The sequence below is a fragment of the Microcoleus anatoxicus genome, from assembly GCF_042465725.1.
Lineage (GTDB): Bacteria > Cyanobacteriota > Cyanobacteriia > Cyanobacteriales > Microcoleaceae > Microcoleus > Microcoleus anatoxicus.
On sequence record NZ_CP120853.1, the window covers coordinates 2,581,435 to 2,602,098 of the forward strand.

Consider the following 20,664-nt stretch of genomic DNA (forward strand, 5'->3'; position numbering starts at 1 on the left):
GTTTAACATGAGTTTCCTCTTGATGTTGTTGAGTATTTTCGAGATGTTTGAGGGTTGATAATGGCTATCAACAGGTGTTAATAGCCAATCAATTACTGACTAAGAGAACAAGTTCAGAACAAAAATTGCTCCTTCAATCAGCCAGTCGCTCAAAAAGTTATTGTCGTCCCCATCCCCGATTGAATTAAAATCTGCGTGATGGATCTGATGCGCGTGGGGCTCGTGAAAATGGAAATTGTGTTCGCGGTCGAATTGTTCGTGCATTTATTTGCCTCCATGTAGGCTTTTGGTTTGCTTTGGCGTTTAAGCCTTATACTGTTTAATCGGAGTGGGTTTTGAATTTTGGACGGAAATTTTGTATTTATTAATTCCGCTAATCATTAGCGGAATTAATATAATCTTTGCTTATAAAGCCTTGAGGTGTGTAAGTGTTATAGAATAATAGACATCTTGCAGAATGGGCTCAAATCCCGATCCTTACAAACGGAACTCTGAGGGTTTCAGCTTATTTCGCAATATTTCTAATCAACAAAATAGCTAAAACTCTCATTTTCGTCGAAATTAAGGATTTATTCAATGTTTCCCATATTTTATGATCGTGTTATAGGATACAAGGCTGATAAACAAATCAGAAGAAAAACCGATCCAATTTGGCAAGATAATTTCCAAGGATTATCTCAGTTTTGTCCTGAAGGAGATAGGGACAGAGATGACTATTGGTGTCGTCAATTTTTACAAATATCGAGAGATACTTCTAAAATCCATACAATTATTAATGAGTGGTCGCTTAATGGTGATAAAAAAGGAAAAGTTGAGCAATCACTCCAAAAAGCATCTAACCATTTGGCGATCGCCTTAGAACACTATTGCGAAAAAGCGACTGAACAAGTTTTTCGGGCTATTTTAATTTTTCAATGCAAAAAAGAACTGATAGAAAATGGTCAATTCGATCAAGAAACTGTGACCACCAGAGCAAGGTCACGGGCGAATAATCAACTTCAACAACAAAGAATTAAAGCCCCAATGCCTCTATTCAAAAAGGTGTTGAATAGAACAAATCAGCCTTATCAAGAACCTTCTGAAAACCAATTTTTGTTTATTAAAATCGAATCAATTCATCAATGTACTGTTTTTGCAGGATTTGAGTTGGAGAGAAATAATCCTTTAGAAAATTGGGCTGTTAACCGCCTTTATAAACGGACTGCTGATGAAATTATCAGGAAATATGATAGTGAAAGAAGAGATAATCCTTGGCAAGAATTATATCATTTTTGTAGAAATTTTTCTCAGCGTTTGCCAGAAGAACGCCAAAACACATTGAACAGGCTAAAAATTCCTGAAAACAGTGTTAATTATTTTACCGAGTTAATTTTAGTCTTTGCTCAACTGTATGTGCGAGAAGAAGAAATCAGAAATGGCAGACCGCAACCTCGCTATAGAGATCCAAATAATGAGCAATTACAACGAATGGCTAATGAATTTAATCGGCGTTTACTCCTTAAAAAAGATTGGCAAGAAATCAAAAATGAATTGCTGGGTTTTTACCAAGAATATCTTAGTAAAGATTTCCCTCTAAATATAGATACTCTTGATAATACTCAAGAAAATGATGATGGCTCTGAATCTCGAAAAGACGTTCACTATCCTAGCATTCCACCAAGTCCAGAAGCAACAGAATTAAAAGAAAAACTCCCTAATTTAATTGATCGGTTAGATAACACTGTTGAACACCCCTATAAAGTTTTGTTACTGTTAGAATATGCCTTTCAAGATGACTTATTCATGGCAGAAGATGGGCAAGGAAATGTTCAACTGAATCAAACAGAGATCGGAGTGATTTTAGGTGGAAACCCTCAAGATTGGGTAAAAAGAAAAAAGCAAAACGCATTGACCAGACTTATTAATTTAATTAGAGAACTAAGTCCTGAGAGAGAATTAAATTTAGATGCAATTGCCGAGATCAAAAAAATATTAGAAAAAGAATTACTACCCGATCACTACTTTTCTCTAATTCGCTCTTGGATTGTCGATGATTTAGCTGATATTCCCATACCTAGACCTAACGATCAACTTGAGCGCTTAAAAGTGAAAGTAAGGGAAAAAATTACTGAGCCAATTAAGAACGCGGGTTTCGATCCATCTCCAGAAGGATTAGCACTGCTAGAGCCACCCATTAGTCGCTTAGTTGAAGTTTATGCTAAAGTTACCCCTGAACAACCCTGAATATTTGATTTGACCGCGCCAGAATTTAGTAAACGATAAGGAGAAAAACCCATGAAAACAAAACTAGAATTAACCCGAACATTTTACCCTGAACAACTCTATATTGAATTGTCAGCGGAACAGATGATTAATGCTTGGAATCAAGCGGAAAAAAACTTTCAGAATGATATTATTAGATGGAGAGCGTATCTTAATTATTTAGTAGTTGAGGCTATCTCTCAAATTAAATCTCAGTTAGGTTTAGAAGAAAAACTAGGTTATTATCCTTCGGATTTATCAAAAGTATTAGAGTTTATTAACGGCACTATTTTAACATTAGGGGAAACTCGCTTAGTGGTGATTCCTAGTGACAGCAATAATATTGGGGGTGATTTATGTGTTCCTCAAGAGTTAGTTGACTTACCTCAATTTGCTGGTGATTATTATTTAGGAGTGTACATCAATCTTGATGAGGAATGGTTGCGGTTTTGGGGAGCTTGTAGTCATAAAAAGTTAACAACTGAGGGAGTTTATGATGAATCTAGCAGAAATTATTATTTGGATAGAGATGAATTAATAGAAGATTTAGAAGCGGTTTTAATAGCGCGAGAAATTTGCCCTAATGAGAGAGGAGAATACAAATTTGTTAATTTACCTAGCTTATCTGAAAGTGAATCCAATGGCTTATGGGAACAGTTAAAGCAGCCAGATTGTTATGTACCGAGATTAGCATTGGATTCCCCAACATGGTTGTCATTATTTATTAATGATTTAGTAGTTGCTTCCAATAATGACCCCATAACAGCAGGGATCGAATTTTTAGATAGTGATGATCCAGTTGCAGTGCAAGTTCGGGAAATGTTAAAAAATCGCTCTATATTGGAAATTGTGGCTCAATTTAATACAGCTTATGGAAACAATTCTGCAACTACATTTCCCTATGCTTTGGTAGATATCTTAGCTGGGAGTACGCCAACTGCACAGAACAAGAATATGCGTTCTGCAAGTGAGGGATCGGAAACAATTAAATTATTGAGATTGGCAATAAAGTTGGCGAAAAAATTAGCTGAAATCTGGGCCGAAGAATAAGTTTATTGATGAAATTAAACTAAGCAAAGTGACTCAAAATTATTGAGAGGAACATAATCATGTACATACAACGCCACACAGCCTACCGCAATTTCATCCAAGCATTACTAAACTCCCCCAGTAACAAAGCTATAGAGATTGTGGGGGCGAATCAAGATTTGATTGACTCTGGCTTAGTACAGACGATGGAAGAGGTATCAGTTGAACTGGCAGATAGGGGCAAAATCTCAAATGATGCTCTAGCAAATTGGGCAAAGATTCAAAATTATTTAGCCTATTTCATAGAATTTATCCCAGGCGATCGCGCAAATAATATTGAAAAATCCCTGGCTTACTGTGAGAATGCTTTACAGGTTCTTACCCGTGAAGCCTTTCCTAGAGAATGGGCCAGCACTAAAAAAAGTTTAGGTGCGGTTTACCTGAAGCGCATCAGAGGGGAAGAAGCCGAAAACTTGGAGCTGGCAATAAATAATTGTTCTGAGGCTTTGGAAGTATGCACAAGTGAGCTTTTTCCTGATGTGTGGGCTGCGGCTCAATTCACACGGGGAAAGGCTTATCGTCAGCGCATCCGAGGCGAGCAGTCGGATAACTTAGAGGAAGCGATTAGCTGCTTCACTGCTAGTCTAAAGGTGTACACACGCGAGCAATTTCCCTTGGTATGGGTTGAGATTCAAGGTTTGCTGGTATTTGCTTACAGTGGAAGATTGCATGGTGAAAAAACAGATAATTTAGATATGGCTATCTCCTACATGGAAAACACTTTACAGGTTTTTACCCGTGAAGCCTTTCCAGAACAATGGGCATTAACGCAGGGAACGCTAGGACAGGCTTATTTTTCTTGTCATCATAGTGATAGAGCAGAAAATATTGAGAAGACAATTGCCTGTTATAAAAAGGCTTTACGTGTTTATACCCGTGAAGATTTTCCTCAAAACTGGGCTGCCATCCAAAACAACTTGGGTGCTGCTTACACTGAACGTATTTGTGGCGAACCAATTAAAAATCTGGAGGAAGCCATTATCTACTGTAAAAGAGCCTTACAGGTTCATACCAGAGAAACTTTTCCTGAGAACTGGGCGCAAATTCAAATAACCTTGGGTAACGCTTACAATCGCCGCATTTCTGGAGAGCGATCGCTGAATTTAGAACTGGCGATTACCTGCTATCAAAATGCCTTACAGGTTCTTAGTTTTGCAGCTTATCCACAAGACTGGGTAGAAACACAAATTGGTTTAGCAGTTGCTTATTGTGAGCGAATTTATGGGGAAAGACCGGAAAATTTGGCTCTAGCAGTTGTACATAATGAAAATATTTTACATAAGATTAATTGTGATGATTTTCCCAAACATTGGGCATTCGCTCAAAATAATTTGGGCGTTATTTATTATGAGCGGGTTCGTGGAGGTCAAGTAGAAGAGTGGGCACAAGCTGTTAACTGCTACAATAATGCCCTACAAATTTTTACCTATGAAGCTTACCGACAACAATGGGCGGAAATTCAAATGAATCTGGGAAATCTGTATCAGATTCCTACTCCTACTCAGAATGATGAGGAAGATAATATTGAAAATTTAATCAGCACCTGCTATGAAAATGCTTTACAATTTTTTACTCGTGAAGCTAATACAGCGTCGTGGGTGGTAATCCAAGCTAATCTTGCTAGATTTTACGCTCTAAAACAATCTGGAGAAAAATCGGAAAATCAGGAACGGGCAATCGCTTGTTCTACAAATGCTTTGCAGGTTTTGACCCGTGAAGCTTTTCCTGAGAGGTGGGCAATAATCCAAACGAATCTGGGAAGTATTTACAAAGATCGCATTAGTGGCGAGCGTACAGAGAATCTGAAGCGAGCAATTTCGTGCTATGAAAATGCCGTACAGATTTTAACCCGTGAAGCTTTTCCACATAAATGGGTTACGCTCCAAGGTAATTTAGGGCAGGTTTACGAACAGAACGGACAAGTTGAGAAAGCCATACAAACTTTCCAAGATGCCTTAAAGAGTATTAATTCTACTGCTTTCCCTTGGGAAAGCTTAAATATCGGACGAGACTTGGGCAATACTGCCTTTAATGCTAGATTATGGCCAGAAGCACTTAAAGGTTATACTGCTGCTATTGATGGTCTTGAACAGGTTCGTACTTACATAAGTTCCGAATTACAACGCCAAGAACTGGTCGCTGGATTTACCACTGAAGGCATATACGAAAAAATGGTGCAAGCTTGTATCAATGATGGACAACTTGGTAAAGCACTGCAATACGCCGAGCGTTCCCGATCCAAAATGCTTGTAGATTTAATGAAGAGCAATGATCTCGATTCTGGTGGAGAAATTCCTCCACAAGTCCAGCAGAATTTGGAAGAATATGAGGCCTTGCAACAACAACTTGAATATATCTACATACGTCATAGAAACAATTTAAACAACACTGAGGAAATGCTTGAACTGGGAACTACATCAAGCACCGATGTTGCTATACAAGCCGACAACGAAACCATCGCAACCTTAGAATCTGAAAAACAGCAGGTCTGGCAAAAACTCCGCAAACTAGACCCAGTGCTGGCTGGACAGATTCAGGTCAGTCCGCTTGAGTTGATTGATATGCGACGACTGATTGAGAAGCCTAATACTGCCATTCTCAGTTTCTATACAATTAGCAGCGACACCCATATTTTTGTGCTGCGAAAAAACGGAATTCAGTTGCACACCTGTACTGGACAAGGTATAGAAAACCTGCAAATATGGATTGTCAAAAACTGGCTATCTGTGTATAAAAACGATAATGAAACATGGGAAAATAATATCAGCAATTTTCTAACAAAACTCGCCCAATGCCTACAAATAAATAAACTGATTACCGAACATTTAGAGGGAATTGAAGAACTAATATTAGTTCCCCATATTTACCTGCACCTGATACCTTTTGCCGCTTTACCCCTTGAAGAAAACGAATATTTAGGCGATAAATTTCTAATTCGTTATACTCCCAGTTGTCAAGTTTTAGACTTCTGCAAAAAACGTCCCCCTGTAGAAACGGCTCTAAAATATGGCACGGTAGAAGATGCTACGGATGACTTACCCTGTGCTAGTTTTGAATGTGAAGAAATTGCCCAATTGTATGATATTCCTAATCAGTTGCGCTTAAAAGGAAGCAGCCAAGCTACTAAAAATAACTATCGTCAATTAGTCAAACATGAAAAAGTCCAAGTGCTGCACTCCAGCCATCATGCTTCATCTCGCCTAGATCAACCGTTAGAATCAATATTACTCTTAGCTAATGGTGAAAAACTGACTTTGGGAGAATTATTAACCCCTGGATGGCGAGTTCCTGACCTTTTAGAAGTGTTCCTCTCTTGCTGCGAAACGAATGTAGGAAACCCCGGTATCACCGATGATATCCTAACAATTGGGTTTGGGTTTTTATGTGCGGGTGCTAGAAGTGTTGTTAGTACCCTTTGGTCAGTAGATGAATTAGCAACCGCGATATTTTGCATTCTTTATTATCAGTATCGTAAAGACAATAAAGAAATGACTCGCCCTGCTGCGTTACAAAAAGCCCAACAAGAACTGCGTAATCTTACAGGCAAAAATTTTGAATCTCGCTACAAGGAAAGTTTGACTAAAATGTTAGACGAAAAATTACCTCAAGCTAAAGATGATCTCAAAAAAGCGGAGAACAAACTTAACGACTACCCAGAAAATTCACCAGAATATTTAGAATGGGAGCAAAACTGGGATAAGCGATATAAGATTGTTAATAAAATCAAAAATGCCAAGAACAGACTGACATCTCTTTGCTCTGAAGAATACCCCTTTTCTCATCCTATTTATTGGGCGGGTTTTAATTGTTCTGGTTTGCGGTGATGGGAGAATTAAAGTTTGCTAATTGATCCAAAATGACGGCGGTTATGGAATGAGGTCACTACCTAACTATCGGAGGTAGAAAAGTGATGATTTGGCGCAATCAGAACTTAGATGAACTATTAGCGACAGGGTGCGATCGCTTAAAGGATTATTTCGTTACTCGTCCAGAGGAAAAACAAAAGTTAAAAGTGTGTCAAGATCATCCCAAGTCTAAATAAATTAGGACTTACGCAGGGCCAAAGAAACCGGGTTTCTGATGAGAGATTCTTGGTGAAAATCAGAGATATCACAGAAACCCGGTTTCTCAAGTCTCAGGCTGAGATGCGATCGCGCTTTTGATGAGTTTATTACTCCCCCTCAATCAAACGCCTTTTCATCACACAAGAAACTTCACCATATATACTACCTTCTAAACCCTCTAAATAATTATGTTCTATATCCTCATACTGACCTAATTTGCTAGTCCACTTCCCATTAGGAAGTTGTCGGGAGGCGTGTTGAGGTTTTCCATCTAAAACATAAATCGCTATCTTTTCAAAACCAGCTTCCAGCAAAGCATTTTCACAGACTTCATACCCTAAAGTTTGATAAGCCATCATAAAAGCAGTCAGAGATTCCTCTCGCAGTATATTAGGCGGCCAGTAGTCTCCACCTTTGGCATCTGGCCACCACCATTCTTCTGTATTTCCAGCAGCCCAAGCAATACAATTATAATCAGTTGTGTCTGAACTGGTAATTTTATATCCCGTTGTCACTAAATTAGGATGATTTTGTTCAATCCATTCTTTAATATTTTGCATCCAAGCATTATTTTCTACCATTTGTAACCTTTGGCTTTCCCCCAATCTAACCATAACTGAGTCATCTCTTTAGTTTTACCCCGTTTTTCTAAAGGTACTGGATCTTCTCCAGTAATTTCACACAGAGCATGAAACCAACGCCCCGATTTTCTTTCCACTTCCCTTAATAACAGAGGAATTACTACTGAACCCATCCTAATAATTTGTTGGTAAGCAGGGTGCATCACTAAATCCGTAGTAGAGGAAATACCTATAGTTTCATTGCGCCATTGTTGTACTAAATTTGTAAAAGTGCGATCGATTTCCTCCATCGCACTTGGCATTGCACTGACTGGATAAAAATAACCAACTAATCGCCCATTATACTCTATTGCTAGAGGCTGAGTTTCCTCTAACAAAACTTGCTCATTTAATTCATGCAAATTTGTTTGTTTCATCAGGCATAAATTAAAATATTTAGTATTAAGTTTTATCGTAACTGAAAAGGATATTTTTGTCAAGGACTAAATGCGTTGCGATCGGTGCTTTAGCTCCAAACCAGATATTTCTGAAAAACCCGGTGTCTGTCTGGTTCGCCTTTTATTGAACAAGCATTAAGTGCGATCGCCCTTTTTGAACACCTACAAATTAAGTGCGATCGCCCTTTAAACTCAACTCTCTATTGACATCGCACAGATTTAGTGCATCAGTGGAAATGTCCTGTATTAGCCCTGGACGCATAGATACCAAAGAAACCGGGTTTTTCATTTTATTTAAAGGCTGCGATGCAGTATTTTGGTCAAAAACCCGGTTTCTGCCTCTGTGCGGCTAGTTGTCGCCCAAATTAAATCCGCCACTAAATTAATCTCTGTTACATAACGTTACAATATATAAGTAAAGAACTTTCAGGCGAGCTAAACAATCAATGCGCTTAATATTAATGACCGGAAAAGGCGGCGTCGGTAAAACATCCGTAGCCGCCGCCACAGGGCTGCGGTGTGCCGAATTAGGATACAAAACCCTAGTGCTAAGCACTGATCCCGCTCACTCCCTAGCCGACAGCTTCGACATGGAACTCGGCCACGATTCCCGACAGGTGAAACCGAATTTGTGGGGAGCAGAATTAGACGCTCTCAGGGAATTAGAAGGCAATTGGGGAGCAGTTAAACGCTACATTACTCAAGTTTTGCGCGCCCAGGGACTCGAAGGCGTTCAAGCTGAAGAATTGGCCATACTTCCAGGAATGGATGAAATCTTTGGTTTAGTGCGAATGAAGCGGCATTACGACGAAGGCGAATTTGATGTTTTAATTATCGATTCAGCTCCCACTGGAACAGCATTGAGACTGTTAAGTTTGCCGGAAGTTGGCGGCTGGTACATGAGAAAATTTTACAAGCCGCTGCAAGGCATATCCGCCGCCCTTCGACCTTTAGTTGAACCTATTTTTAGACCAATTGCGGGTTTTTCTTTGCCAGACAAAGAGGTGATGGATGCACCTTATGAATTTTACGAACAAATTGAGGCTTTGGAAAAGATTTTAACTGACAATACTGTCACTTCGGTAAGGTTAGTTACTAATCCTGAAAAAATGGTAATTAAAGAGTCTCTGCGCGCTCATGCCTATTTGAGTTTGTACAATGTAGCCACAGATTTAATAGTAGCAAACCGCATTATTCCCGAAGAAGTAACTGACCCATTTTTCAAACGGTGGAAAGAAAGCCAGGAGCAGTATCGTCAGGAAATTCACGAGAATTTTAGACCATTGCCCGTGAAAGAAGTGCCGCTTTATTCCGAAGAAATGTGCGGTTTGCCAGCTTTGGAGCGCTTGAAAGAAACGCTTTACAAAGACGAAGATCCTAGTCAAATATATTACAAAGAAAATACGATTAGGATTGTTCAGGACAATAATCAATATGTTCTAGAACTGTACTTGCCGGGAATTGCTAAGGATCAGATTCAGTTGAGCAAAACAGGAGATGAGTTGAATGTTCGGATTGGGAATCACCGCCGTAATATGGTTTTGCCGCAAGCTTTAGCGGCGCTGCAACCTTCGGGGGCGAAGATGGAGGATGATTATTTGAAGATTAAGTTTGCTTAACAGGACTTATATCGTTTCCGGTTGCATCAGAATAATAATTTAGATGATGTCAGTGCGATCGCCCCAGACCGAGCCATTCGGAGAAAGGCGATCGCCCCTGCCCCCTAACAACCAATGATGCGATCGCCCACCATAGCGCCCCAGGAAACTACGATCGATCGGCTCCAGTGTCACCAGCGGCAAACCTCGCGCTCTTACCCTGCGATCGCATCAACGTTCTGTCTTCTAAAGACCAAGCCAACGTTGCCCATCACCCGCCGGGAGTCACTCCTGCATCATAACCGATCGTTTTTTGTCGGTCGGTGTGCATGGGCGTTGTTAGGCAAGAGGTTCCTGTTGTGTAGTGCAGTGTATGCCACCACCCCCAGCGGCGATCGCATCAATGTTAAGTTGCACGATGTCGCGATCGGGAAATAGTTCTTGCAATGTAGATTTTGCTTTGCTATCTGCCATCGCATCGCCAAACTCTGGCACCATCACAGCTCCATTGACAATGTAAAAGTTGATATAGCCTGCGGCAAATTCCTGAGTCTCAAATTGGGGCCGAATGGTTTTGGGTCCTTCAAGCACAATTACCTCTAGTTTACGCCCGTCAGCATCAGTGGCAGAGCGCAGGATTTCCAAATGGTTTTGAGTAACTAGATGATCAAATGATGCTGGATCAGGATCAGATCCGGCAACCACGAAGCCCGAGCTGGCGAACCGTGCATAGAAGTCAGTATGACCATCCGTAATATCTTTTCCACGAATGCCGGGGAGCCAAATGATCTTGCGTAAGCCCAGGAGTGGCTTGAGCAGAGCTTCACACTCAGACTTACTCATGCCTGGATTGCGATTCTGATTCAGAACACAGCTTTCAGTAATGATTGCTGTTCCATGTCCATCTACTTCAATCCCACCACCTTCTAGTACAAGTTTGGTTTGGATTGCCTGCACCTTGGACTGCTGAATGACAAAATTGGCTACTTGGGCATCGTCGTTATAATCTTGCTTCTCACCCCAGCCATTGAAATTAAAATCGATGCCCCCAAGATTTCCGCGATCATCTTTGATGAAAACAGGGCCAATATCGCGCATCCACAGATCGTCTAAAGGGGACACTACCAAGTTTACAGATGAGCCACATTTACGCGCAGCGATATCATAGTCTGCTTGGCGAACCAGCATATAAACAGGTTCAAATTTCGCGATCGCTTTAGCAATTGTCGCTAAATTATCTTGCACTCCTGGAAGTAACTTTTGCCCCCAAATTTTACGGCTAGCGCCAAATGACATCCAGGTGCGTTTATGGGGATCGGATTCATCAGGCATTAGCCAAATCGGATTGGCTATAGTTGCCTCCATACTTTTAGAGGTGCTACAACTCCCAACAAGGTTGCTCATTAAAATAGAACCTGCACAAGTAGCAGTAAATTGAATAAACGATCTTCGGTTAATGATCGTACCTCCTTCGGTATAACGTTGCCCATCACCGGCCACAGATAGCCTTTGCATCATAACCGATAAACTCTCGGCGGTCGGGTGCATCGGTGTTGTACTGCTGGCTAGACACAATTAACAGGATTTAGCATGAACGACTTCGTTTAATGCCTCATTAATCACTGCATCGCTGATACCTCGACGCTTCAAACTTGCTACTAAGGCTGTCACTGTATCGCTCTCAAACAATATCCAATTCAGGCAAACGCCTCACCAGCCCACGCAATATGGCTCCATTAAAATTTTCATCAGTTAGAAGGCGCACTTGGTATCGACTCCCCTTTTGACTGATAACGAGTAAGCAAACGTTGTCTCAGATCGACTAAGTTGTGTTTTTGAGAAAGTTGTTGTCTCAGTTGCTGAGCTTGTTGGCTGCGCTGCTCCAAATAACTGTCAATTTCCTGACGATGGTTGAGATAATAAGCAATGGTACTGTATATGTCTTCTAAGCGGACAACTGAATACTGAATAGCGATTTCTTCGGGAGTGGAGCCATTGTGGTATGAAGCAAGTATGCTATCTAGGGTAACTCGACTCGAACCTATACGGATACCTCCCGCTTCATCCCAACGGAAAGGGGGAGAGGTTGCTGGGAATTTTGCTGGGGGGCTGATTAGGGACATATTGTGCCTGACTTGAACTATATAAAAACATTGTAGCAAGATGTCTAATGCTTTGTCTGGCTGCAACTGTGTTCAATTCCCAACAAAAAATAAGGTGCGTTCCAATCAATACCAATATAAGTGGAATATTAGAGTTTCCCCAGGTAATTTTAGCTCGATCGCCCTTCGCTTACCCTGACTAAAATCATACTCTGCTTTCATGACTATTCCTCTGCTTCTTCTTTTCCATCCTCTGTGCTCTCTGTGCCCTCTGCGGTTCCTTAACTCTTTCCCCCATTAACCTCAATTTTTGGCGATCGACCATGACACCAATAAACAGTCTTGTTTGTGTCCCCACTAATTGTGTATCATATTGCAGAGAAACAAAACTGTTGTATCCCTACCTAATTATTTTTCTTCCGAATCATATCTTTAGCTAGTTTTCCATCCAGTCCTGAAAAAATTATGACTTACACTCAACCGCAAATTAAACCCCAAGATGTCAAAGTTAAAATCCTGCTCGCGGGCGGACATCAATGCACAATTACCCTCAAATCTGACGCCCCCTTATTGCACAATCTGGTTAAAACCTTAGTCGATCGGACCCAACAGAACCCCGGTTTTCCCACTTTATTTCAGATTCCCATAGACGAAGGGCGCTCCGCACTTTGTTTCCCCAGCGAACACCTAGTGGGATTAGTCACCGAACCGCCCATTTACTTAGCTCAACTGCAACCGCCACAGCCCGAAGTTCCGGTAGAGATTCACCCAGAAATTCCCCTGGAGATTCCTATAATTCCTGCTCATGTAAACGACGACTTAATATCTCGCTACGCCCAAATTGAGAACTTCCTCACAGCCAGTGAAAAAAATAAACTCATCAAATATGTTTTAGCAAAAGAATCAGAATTTGTGAGTACCAGCACCTCAACCAAGGCAGAAGATTATCGGCGTTCTATGGTTCTCCATTCCTTCCCCGAATTTTCACAACTGATGATTAATCGCATTAAAGCTATTCTCCCCGACGTGCTGCGAAAATTAAACCTACCTTCATTTTCTGTGGGTGATATAGAAGCTCAATTAACGCTGCACAACGACAATAATTATTACAAACTTCATAACGATAGTGGCTCTCCAGAAACAGCAACCAGATTTTTCACCTATGTTTACTATTTCAATCGAGAACCCAAGGCGTTTACTGGCGGAGAATTGCAGATTTATGATAGCAAAATTGAGAACAATTTTTATGTAGCGGCTGACTCTTTTAAAACTGTTGAACCTCGCAATAATAGCATCGTATTTTTTCTGAGTCGCTATATGCACGAAGTTTTGCCAGTTAGTTGTCCCTCGAAAGCTTTTGCTGACAGTCGCTTTACGATTAATGGTTGGGTAAGGCGAACAGATTGAGCTTGGTAGTAAGGACTAAGGTCGCGATCGCTCGTCAGACAAAGAAAGGACAGAAGTCCTTACTACAAACTTAAGGATAACACCAATATTATTCTATGGCTCCTGCACTTTTGAGCAGTTTCACCACATCTTTATAACCGTTAAATTCAGCTAGCATTAAAGCCGTATAGTTCCCCAAATTTTTATGATTTATATCCGCACCCGCATCAATTAAAATCTTGACAGCACTGACAGCACCCCGATGGGCCGCCCACATTAAAGCAGTGGCACCGGAAGCATCCCGCCTATTGACATCAGCACCGTTGTCAACTAATAATTGGGCGATCGCCACATGACCTCGAATACAGGCTTTCATTAAAGCCGTTTTTCCTTGCTCCCCTGCGATATTAGGGTCAACACCACCTTCGAGCAAAGCCTTTACTGTCTCAGTATGTCCTTGAAAAGCCGCCAGAGTTAAAGCAGTCTCCTCAAAGTTTTTAGCATTCAGAAAATCAGCATTATCGTGATTGACTTTTTGCAACAAAGCTGATACGATCGCACTGTAACCATGAACAGCAGCCACCAGTAACGGAGTATCGCCCAACCGATTTCTAGCCACAACACTAGCGCCGCGATTTAACAGCAATTCCACAACATCCTCATAGCCTTCGACAACAGCGAAATTTAAAGCAGTTTCATCATCTTTGTCCTTAGCATTGATATCGGCGCCAGCATCGAGTAATATCTGGGCGATCGGCAAATTTCCCCCAGCAGCAGCCGCCATCAAAGCCGTTCCCCCATCCCCATTTTTCCCATTCACATCAGCACCAGCACGCAGCAAAACCTGCACCACATCAATATGACCAAAATCAGCAGCCAAAGTTAAAGCAGTTTCACCATCTTTATCTGGAATTCCGACATTAGCACCAGCAGCTAACAACACCTCTACCACGGACAAATTACCCGCAGCAGCAGCCTCCATCAAAGCAGTTTTGCTATCGGAATTTTTAACATTAGCATCAGCGCCACAATTGAGCAAAATTCGGATAATTTCAGCGCGACCTTGACTAACTGCTAAAAATAGGATATAATTATCCGCAACAGTACCAGCATCTGCCAAAGCTTTGACAATAGCTTGATTCCCGGATAAAGCAGCTATTTTCAGAGCAGAGTCTCCATCGCGATCGCGCACATTCACATCAGCACTAGCAGCAAGTAACAGCCGCACAACATTGATATCACCTTTCAGGGAAGCCGCCATCAAAGCCGTACTACCATCATCATTTTTAGCATTAACATCAGCGCCCCCAGCCAGCAACAGCCGTACAGAATCAGCCTGCTTGTGAGCTGCTGCAAGCATCAAAGCCGTCAGCCCAAAACGCCTTCTGACATGATTGACATTAGCGCCATTATTTAGTAGAATACGCACGATTTCGGCATAGCCCTTTTGGGCCGCAAACATCAAAGCTGTCGTCCCCTCAGAGTCTTTGGAGTCAGGATTAACACCCTTAGCGAGTAAGGCTTGTACGTGAATAATGTTGCCAGTTTTGGCAGCTTGGATTAATACAGCGTCTTGTTTAGTGGCAGTCATAATAACGTCTCATTCTGTATGTTTTTACCATCACATGAGACGGACTTACTGGTATGCTAAGTTTTATGAAGTATGTTTGCTAATCCTGAGAACACTATGAATCTCGAAATTCCGCAGTCTGTTAAAGTTTGGAGCCAATTTTTCCACCCAGTGTTAATGTGGGTACTGCTGGCCATCTCATTGTATGCTTTGTATCTCGGCGTTCAAATCCGACGCACCAGGAGTGCGGAAGGCGAAGTCAAAAAAGAGTTAATTAAGGGTAAATTCAACCTCAAGCACCACCAGATGGGTTCTTTGCTGCTAGCGTTGATGGTAACAGGGGCGATCGGCGGTATGGCTGTCACCTACATCAATAACGGCAAATTGTTCGTGGGTTCCCACTTGCTAGCAGGGTTAGGGATGACGGCAATTATTGCCATATCTGCGTCGCTGACTCCTTTGATGCAAAAAGGCAATGATTTTGCCAGATATACTCACATCTTTCTGAATGTTGCGCTTTTGGGGCTGTTTGGCTGGCAAGCGGTAACGGGCGTGGAAATAGTGCAGAGAATTATCAGTAAAATGTGATTGTTTGGGTAAGAAGTACAGATATCGGGTAGGGACACGGCACTGCCGTGTTCTGTATTTCATCCCATTGAAAACTGCTATGTTGCTGGTTGTGCTAATTGCGTTCGTGTGATCGGCAATTAGCCAACAGTTATTTCTGTAATATTTCCCGCAAGAAGTTCCAACAAATCAACTAATCAGGATTGCATAATAATGTCAATTTCACCCGGCTTCTTTAACTTATCTCCAAACAATGCTGTCTGTGTATTTTTAGTAAATGGTTGCTTAATATACTTTAAAGATTTTTGTGGGAAAGCTTCACGCAAAGTGTCGATAGTTGTTTCGTGTGTAAAAATTCTGGCACTGGTTCTCACATAGATACTTGCTGTACTGGTCATAATTTCAGCGCATCCTTGGAAAACTGTTTGTAGCAAGTTGCGATAATCAGGCATAGATTCAAACTTACCCCGCCACTTTTCCCCTGTCCAAGTAGGTCGCTCTGTCCCCCCCAGCATCCACAGTCGCAACCATTGATCGTAGTGGTAATTCGTAATGCCGAAGTACGGAGGTGAAGTAAATAGAAGATTAAAACGACTCTGACTGCCAGAGTAGACTTTTTCAGCTAAATCACCAATCAATGAGGTGCTATCACCCAAAAGCATATTTCCATTTTCTAGGTTTGGAGCTCCTTTTGTATAACGCCATTCAACGCGCTTAGTCAGAAACTCTACCGGATCAATTTTTGGCGGGGTAAGTTGTCTTTCTCTCCACCAACGTATTGAATAATCTGGACTCATTGCTTTTCCTTGTCGCATCTGGTTTGATAGTGAGTTTTCTCTGTTGCCATGTAGGTGAACCAGTATGATTGCCATTAGTGTTGCATCAACTAAATTATTTTTCCAATCAAGTGCATCACGCGCAGCTATGAGATAGCCTAATACGGTTCGGGCATAACAAACAGTAAAGAATTCAGGCAAATTATCTAGTCTCTGTTGTTCAACTAAACTAGCCATTTCCCCAAGATTCTTGATGCGCGTCAACACCTCAGTCTTTGAAGCAGGTTTTAGTTTCACAAAACCATACAGCCAGCCAACAGGGTTGATTTCAATACCACAGCCCGATCTCTGCATTGCTGCTGCTGCATAGACGCTTGATGCGCGACCTGCAAACGGATCAATAACTGCATCTCCAGGCTTTGAATACTCTTCTACAACTTTGAAGGCAAATTCTTTGGGGAACATGGCGTAGTAGGGGCCTAAGCCAGACCATCGGCCGATGGCTGTACTCAGACTGAGTTGATTTAGAGTTGAATTGCTCATCTTCAGTTTTCCGCCATTAGTTCTTTTGCAAGCCTTTCTAAAACTTTATTACCAAGGCGCAGAGGGATCGCAGCTTCTGCATTTGCCGATACTAAGGGGACAAGGGCGTTAGGAAAGCGTGAAGATACCAGTTGATCCAGAAGTCCAACTGCATCTGATAGACGTGGAAATTGAGAGGACTCAGCAGTTTTCAAGTCTTTATGTTCCTCTGAAAGGAAGGGTAAAGTAGCTACTATACGCGCCCCAGACTTTGTTTTGTAGAAAAACTTGCGCCCAAAGTATGTTGCTGCCCCATAGGGTCTTGTACTGTCTGAGAAAATTATGTTTTGTTTGATGTATGAGTCAGTGAGTAATCCAACTGACTGGCAAGGAAAAGCCCCAAAACTACCTTTTTCTTGACGATCTAAATCTTCAAAGTGTTCTACGAATGTTCCTGTTTTTTCAACCCCAATGAGAAGAATGTCTTGGCCTCCAGTCGCTTCTTTGGTTACAGCATTAATTCTAGATAGTTCTTGATAAATGGCTTGGCTTATCCAAGCAGGTTGTCCAAAAACGGCAAGTTGACCATCTAGGATAATTGCAAGTCTACCCAAGCTAGAAAGCCATTTTTTTGCCTCTAAAGACCTTAAAATATGAACCATCCAGACTGTTTCCCATACTTGCATTATCTCGCCAAATATAGCGCCGTTGGTACCTGCTGGATTCATCCTTTCGTGTATGCGTAAGGCATCTGTAGAATAGAGAGTGCGTGAAAGGTTACAGGGACAAGTATATTGACCTTTTCCACGCTGGTAATCTCTATCTTCTGGACAATCTTCGTAAGGACATTGCTGCTGCTTCTTATTATCTTCAGCAGCAGGCTTATATTTCAACAAAGTTTCGTAAGTATCAAGCAGCGATTCTCCTCCACTATCAGGGAACGCTTGAACATCTCCAAAAACTTCAAAGATTGACTTTCTCAACGAATCTTTAGCTGATTTTTCACCTTTTGAAATAACATTGCATCCCGGCAAGGCGCAGTCAATAGACTGAGCTGTCTCTATTGTTCGGAATTTTTTTGGTTCGACGGGACGATGCTGATCCAGTTCTCTCATTTTTTCAACATCTAAAATTACAGAAGCCACTGTCACATAAGAAGCTTCAGCCCCTGGGAAACCATTTTCAATCTCTACTTCTGCATGGCTCCCATCTATAGCTATTAGCATTTTTGGTATCCAGTCACCAGGCTGTATCTTGATTGGATTAAGTGTCTGGAGGGACTCTAATTGATCTGATTTACTTCGGAGTTCGTAACTGCCAAGTAGTTTTTTTACACGTTCACTTTCTACAAGGCGACGTAATGGTTTATATTTGGCAAATTCTCCTTCGTATGGCATAATTTAAACCTCAAATTTTTTGACTTGAACTGGAATAACGAAGAGATTACTCAATGTCTTAACTCTAAGGAAGCCACGATCCTGAGCGCGACGAATCGATGATTCAAAATCATCGAAATCATAGTATTTGCGGAGTTCCTTGGTTTCATCTGTGTTATTCAAGTGTCCGATAAACCAATTAGCAGTATTTTTGAGTATATTACGTTGAATGCTGCTAACTTCCTGGGTTGCATAGACCATGCCAATATGATATTTGGCACCCTCTTTTGCTGTCCGCACCCATACATTTTTCAGATCCATATCTGTTCCTACGGGCAGAAGGTTATGGGCTTCTTCCAGATAAACTAAAATTTCAGGAATATTTTTTTCACCTTGACGAAATAGGCTCTGATTTTGTCTAAAAATATGCCACATAATCCGGTCGGCCGAAGATTGATTAATTTCAGGATCGCCACTAGATTGGTCGATAATCACCAGCCGTCCCGCCTTCAAATGTTCGTAAATTTTTACAGCATAATCACCCGTTGTAGTGTTAGTGTGTTGGTTGCGTACTTTACCAATTTGTCTAGGTCCGTTAGGGCGACTAAACATTTCCAACAACTTTTTCAAATCCTCATCTGCCCAGAGCTCACCTGATGCCTTTGGGCGCTCACTAACATACCATTTTTCAAATGCCTCATAGCCACTATTTTTATCCATCATAAAGTCATAAAGATGATTAAGTGCATTGGCTATTTGAGACCATGTAGATTCTTTCTTACTCAGGATCTCAGCAGCAGATATATGATCTGTGCTATTTTTACCCTGGCTATTCTTCATAGCCTCAAGTAGCTCCTTATTGAATAATTTGTCAGTTTCTGGTTTAAGCTGTAGTGAAGGGTCAAAGCCAGCTTGAACTAGCAGAGCGCGATATACAAGAACACGACGTTGGTAGCGCGTCGTGGCACTGTAGTCATCTTTAGCAGGTGGATCAAAAACGACCTGCCGGAAGTTTTGGATGTACTTTGAGCCGTCAGATGCTAGTGTACCATCAATGATTTCTTTACCAATTTGAAGATTTTTTTCATCTAGAAAGTTCAAGAGCATCAGTTTCCGCTTAGGATCGTTTGGATGAGGCAAAATTCCATAAGTAATAACATCTTCCTCTTTGCCAGCAGCATTAGACTTCCAAATATTTTTGATAGCTGATGGATTTTTCTGTTGATTAGCATCTTGCTCATTTTCATTTGCATACTCGCCATTGGGATCGAAAACTATCGATCCAATTCGGAGGGGCTTTTTTTTGTCAAATCTCAGATTAAATACGGATTGAAGGATAATTTTAGTAGTATTTGATTTGCCAGTGCGGGTCATACCAAATAGAGCAGTTTTTTGACCCAGTAAATCTGCTGGCAGAAGTTCCACTTTGACATTAGAAACTCCTTGGAATGAGCGATTGGTCGATGCGTAGCGGATTTGACCCACAACAACAGATTGTTTTGTCTGCTGATCCTTACGGTCTGGATCTCGATAATTGACTATCAGTGATAAGGCTTTGTCGTTTGGCTTGTAGACCTTCAGACCTCGATTTGGGTAGTAATTGGAAATGTCACTACCAAAACGAAGAACTAGCAAATCAGCAGCTCCACTTTCAGAAGCCTTATCTAAGAAAAAAGTACCAATAACTTTACACTTAATCCCAGCAAAAGACAAAAGATTATGAGTTTGGGAATCCATCATATCTTGATTATCCCAGTGTATATCTTCTCCACTAGCTCGCTGGGCCGCTTCGACTCGAACCCTTTCAGCTTCAAATGCGTTAGGAAGTGGAGCAGCATCCATCACACGCAGAAGAACTACAGATGCGTCTTCAGTCGTGTAGTCGATACCATCTTTTGGGTTGACACGAGTAGCAATTAGAAAGCTAAGACCTGGAATTCCACCTACTTGCTTACGGTAGTAATCGTGTATTTGAACTAAGGCAGTTTCGTAGCTGATGGAATAGACTTCACCGACGTACTGATTTAATTGAATTAGAGATCCGAAGATTTCCTTGGCAGTTAGTTCAGCCGATTTGGATTGATCTTCGGCAAATGCTTTTTCTAGTTCTGATAGCATACGATTACTATTCCTCATTAATTACTAGACGTGATTTCTTGTTTCTGTCAAACTCTACGAGTTAAGCGCGATCGCCATCCGCCGCCATCCGACTCGCCACTTGCTGCATCACTTCAATCAAGCGTGAGTCAACAAACTCAGAGTGCTCCCGCAACTGTTACCCTCTTCCTCTGCGGGACAACTCAGCAAGCAATTGAATCAGATTCAGGTAAGCTCGGAGGGGTTTTTCATCCATGA

Annotated in this window: 15 protein-coding genes; 6 read left to right on the forward strand and 9 right to left on the reverse strand. The window is 41.4% G+C overall.

All coding sequences use genetic code 11. From position 1 onward, the window contains the following. Nucleotides 1–576: 576 nt before the first annotated feature. The 3 genes from P2A85_RS11295 to P2A85_RS11305 are packed head-to-tail and all read left to right on the forward strand — an operon-like array spanning nucleotide 577 to nucleotide 7,154. Complete coding sequence (locus P2A85_RS11295; RefSeq protein WP_377479820.1) at nucleotides 577–2,223, forward strand: hypothetical protein; 1,647 nt, start codon at nucleotides 577–579, stop codon at nucleotides 2,221–2,223. 51 nt (nucleotides 2,224–2,274) lie between these two features. Continuing rightward, nucleotides 2,275–3,291, forward strand: a complete 1,017-nt coding sequence (locus P2A85_RS11300; protein WP_377479823.1) for a DUF1822 family protein — start codon at nucleotides 2,275–2,277, stop codon at nucleotides 3,289–3,291. Nucleotides 3,292–3,350: 59 nt separating this feature from the next. Further along, nucleotides 3,351–7,154 carry a CHAT domain-containing protein gene (locus P2A85_RS11305; protein WP_377479826.1) on the forward strand — a complete coding sequence of 1,268 codons (3,804 nt, stop codon included), beginning with the start codon at nucleotides 3,351–3,353 and terminating at the stop codon, nucleotides 7,152–7,154. A 347-nt stretch (nucleotides 7,155–7,501) separates the two neighbouring features. Here P2A85_RS11305 and P2A85_RS11310 read toward each other — a convergent pair whose 3' ends face one another. Together P2A85_RS11310 and P2A85_RS11315 are read right to left on the reverse strand one after the other, a co-directional pair. Continuing rightward, nucleotides 7,502–7,975 carry a hypothetical protein gene (locus P2A85_RS11310; RefSeq protein ID WP_377479829.1) on the reverse strand — a complete coding sequence of 158 codons (474 nt, stop codon included), beginning with the start codon at nucleotides 7,973–7,975 and terminating at the stop codon, nucleotides 7,502–7,504. Continuing rightward, nucleotides 7,969–8,391, reverse strand: a complete 423-nt coding sequence (locus P2A85_RS11315) for a hypothetical protein (protein ID WP_377479832.1) — start codon at nucleotides 8,389–8,391, stop codon at nucleotides 7,969–7,971. The genes P2A85_RS11310 and P2A85_RS11315 overlap by 7 nt, the downstream gene beginning before the upstream one ends. A gap of 467 nt (nucleotides 8,392–8,858) precedes the next feature. Between P2A85_RS11315 and P2A85_RS11320 the strand changes: the two genes are divergently transcribed. Further along, entirely contained in the window at nucleotides 8,859–10,031 is a 1,173-nt protein-coding gene (locus P2A85_RS11320; RefSeq protein ID WP_096832031.1) for a TRC40/GET3/ArsA family transport-energizing ATPase, read from the forward strand. 39 nt (nucleotides 10,032–10,070) lie between these two features. Here the strand turns inward: P2A85_RS11320 and P2A85_RS11325 are convergent, their stop codons facing one another. The 3 genes from P2A85_RS11325 to P2A85_RS11335 all read right to left on the reverse strand — a co-directional run bounded on the left by P2A85_RS11325 (nucleotide 10,071) and on the right by P2A85_RS11335 (nucleotide 12,133). Then, the gene (locus P2A85_RS11325) at nucleotides 10,071–10,205 is read right to left on the reverse strand and encodes a hypothetical protein (RefSeq protein ID WP_377479835.1); all 135 of its coding nucleotides are present in this window, start codon (nucleotides 10,203–10,205) and stop codon (nucleotides 10,071–10,073) included. A gap of 144 nt (nucleotides 10,206–10,349) precedes the next feature. After that, nucleotides 10,350–11,528 carry an agmatine/peptidylarginine deiminase gene (locus tag P2A85_RS11330; RefSeq protein WP_377479838.1) on the reverse strand — a complete coding sequence of 393 codons (1,179 nt, stop codon included), beginning with the start codon at nucleotides 11,526–11,528 and terminating at the stop codon, nucleotides 10,350–10,352. 230 nt (nucleotides 11,529–11,758) lie between these two features. Then, nucleotides 11,759–12,133: a DUF433 domain-containing protein gene (locus P2A85_RS11335; protein WP_377479841.1), complete on the reverse strand. Its 375-nt coding sequence runs from the start codon at nucleotides 12,131–12,133 to the stop codon at nucleotides 11,759–11,761. 444 nt (nucleotides 12,134–12,577) lie between these two features. Between P2A85_RS11335 and P2A85_RS11340 the strand changes: the two genes are divergently transcribed. Beyond that, the gene (locus tag P2A85_RS11340) at nucleotides 12,578–13,519 is read left to right on the forward strand and encodes a 2OG-Fe(II) oxygenase (RefSeq protein WP_377479844.1); all 942 of its coding nucleotides are present in this window, start codon (nucleotides 12,578–12,580) and stop codon (nucleotides 13,517–13,519) included. An 88-nt stretch (nucleotides 13,520–13,607) separates the two neighbouring features. Here P2A85_RS11340 and P2A85_RS11345 read toward each other — a convergent pair whose 3' ends face one another. Next, nucleotides 13,608–15,089 (reverse strand): ankyrin repeat domain-containing protein, encoded by a 1,482-nt coding sequence (locus P2A85_RS11345; protein ID WP_377479847.1) that lies wholly within the window; start codon nucleotides 15,087–15,089, stop codon nucleotides 13,608–13,610. A 96-nt stretch (nucleotides 15,090–15,185) separates the two neighbouring features. On the opposite strand from P2A85_RS11345, the gene P2A85_RS11350 reads away from it, so the two are divergent. Then, nucleotides 15,186–15,656, forward strand: coding sequence for a DUF4079 domain-containing protein (locus P2A85_RS11350; protein WP_377479850.1), 471 nt, complete (start codon nucleotides 15,186–15,188; stop codon nucleotides 15,654–15,656). Between the two features lie 176 nt (nucleotides 15,657–15,832). On the opposite strand, the gene P2A85_RS11355 is transcribed toward P2A85_RS11350, so the two are convergent. Genes P2A85_RS11355 through P2A85_RS11365 form a run of 3 tightly spaced genes read right to left on the reverse strand, consistent with a single transcriptional unit; the run spans nucleotide 15,833 to nucleotide 20,427 of the window. Next, a complete protein-coding gene (locus P2A85_RS11355) occupies nucleotides 15,833–16,954 on the reverse strand; it encodes a DNA methyltransferase (RefSeq protein WP_377479853.1) in 1,122 nt (373 codons plus the stop codon). A 2-nt stretch (nucleotides 16,955–16,956) separates the two neighbouring features. Beyond that, nucleotides 16,957–18,330 (reverse strand): DNA double-strand break repair nuclease NurA, encoded by a 1,374-nt coding sequence (locus P2A85_RS11360; RefSeq protein ID WP_377479855.1) that lies wholly within the window; start codon nucleotides 18,328–18,330, stop codon nucleotides 16,957–16,959. A 3-nt stretch (nucleotides 18,331–18,333) separates the two neighbouring features. Further along, nucleotides 18,334–20,427, reverse strand: coding sequence for a helicase HerA domain-containing protein (locus P2A85_RS11365; protein ID WP_377479858.1), 2,094 nt, complete (start codon nucleotides 20,425–20,427; stop codon nucleotides 18,334–18,336). Between the last annotated feature and the right edge of the window lie 237 nt (nucleotides 20,428–20,664).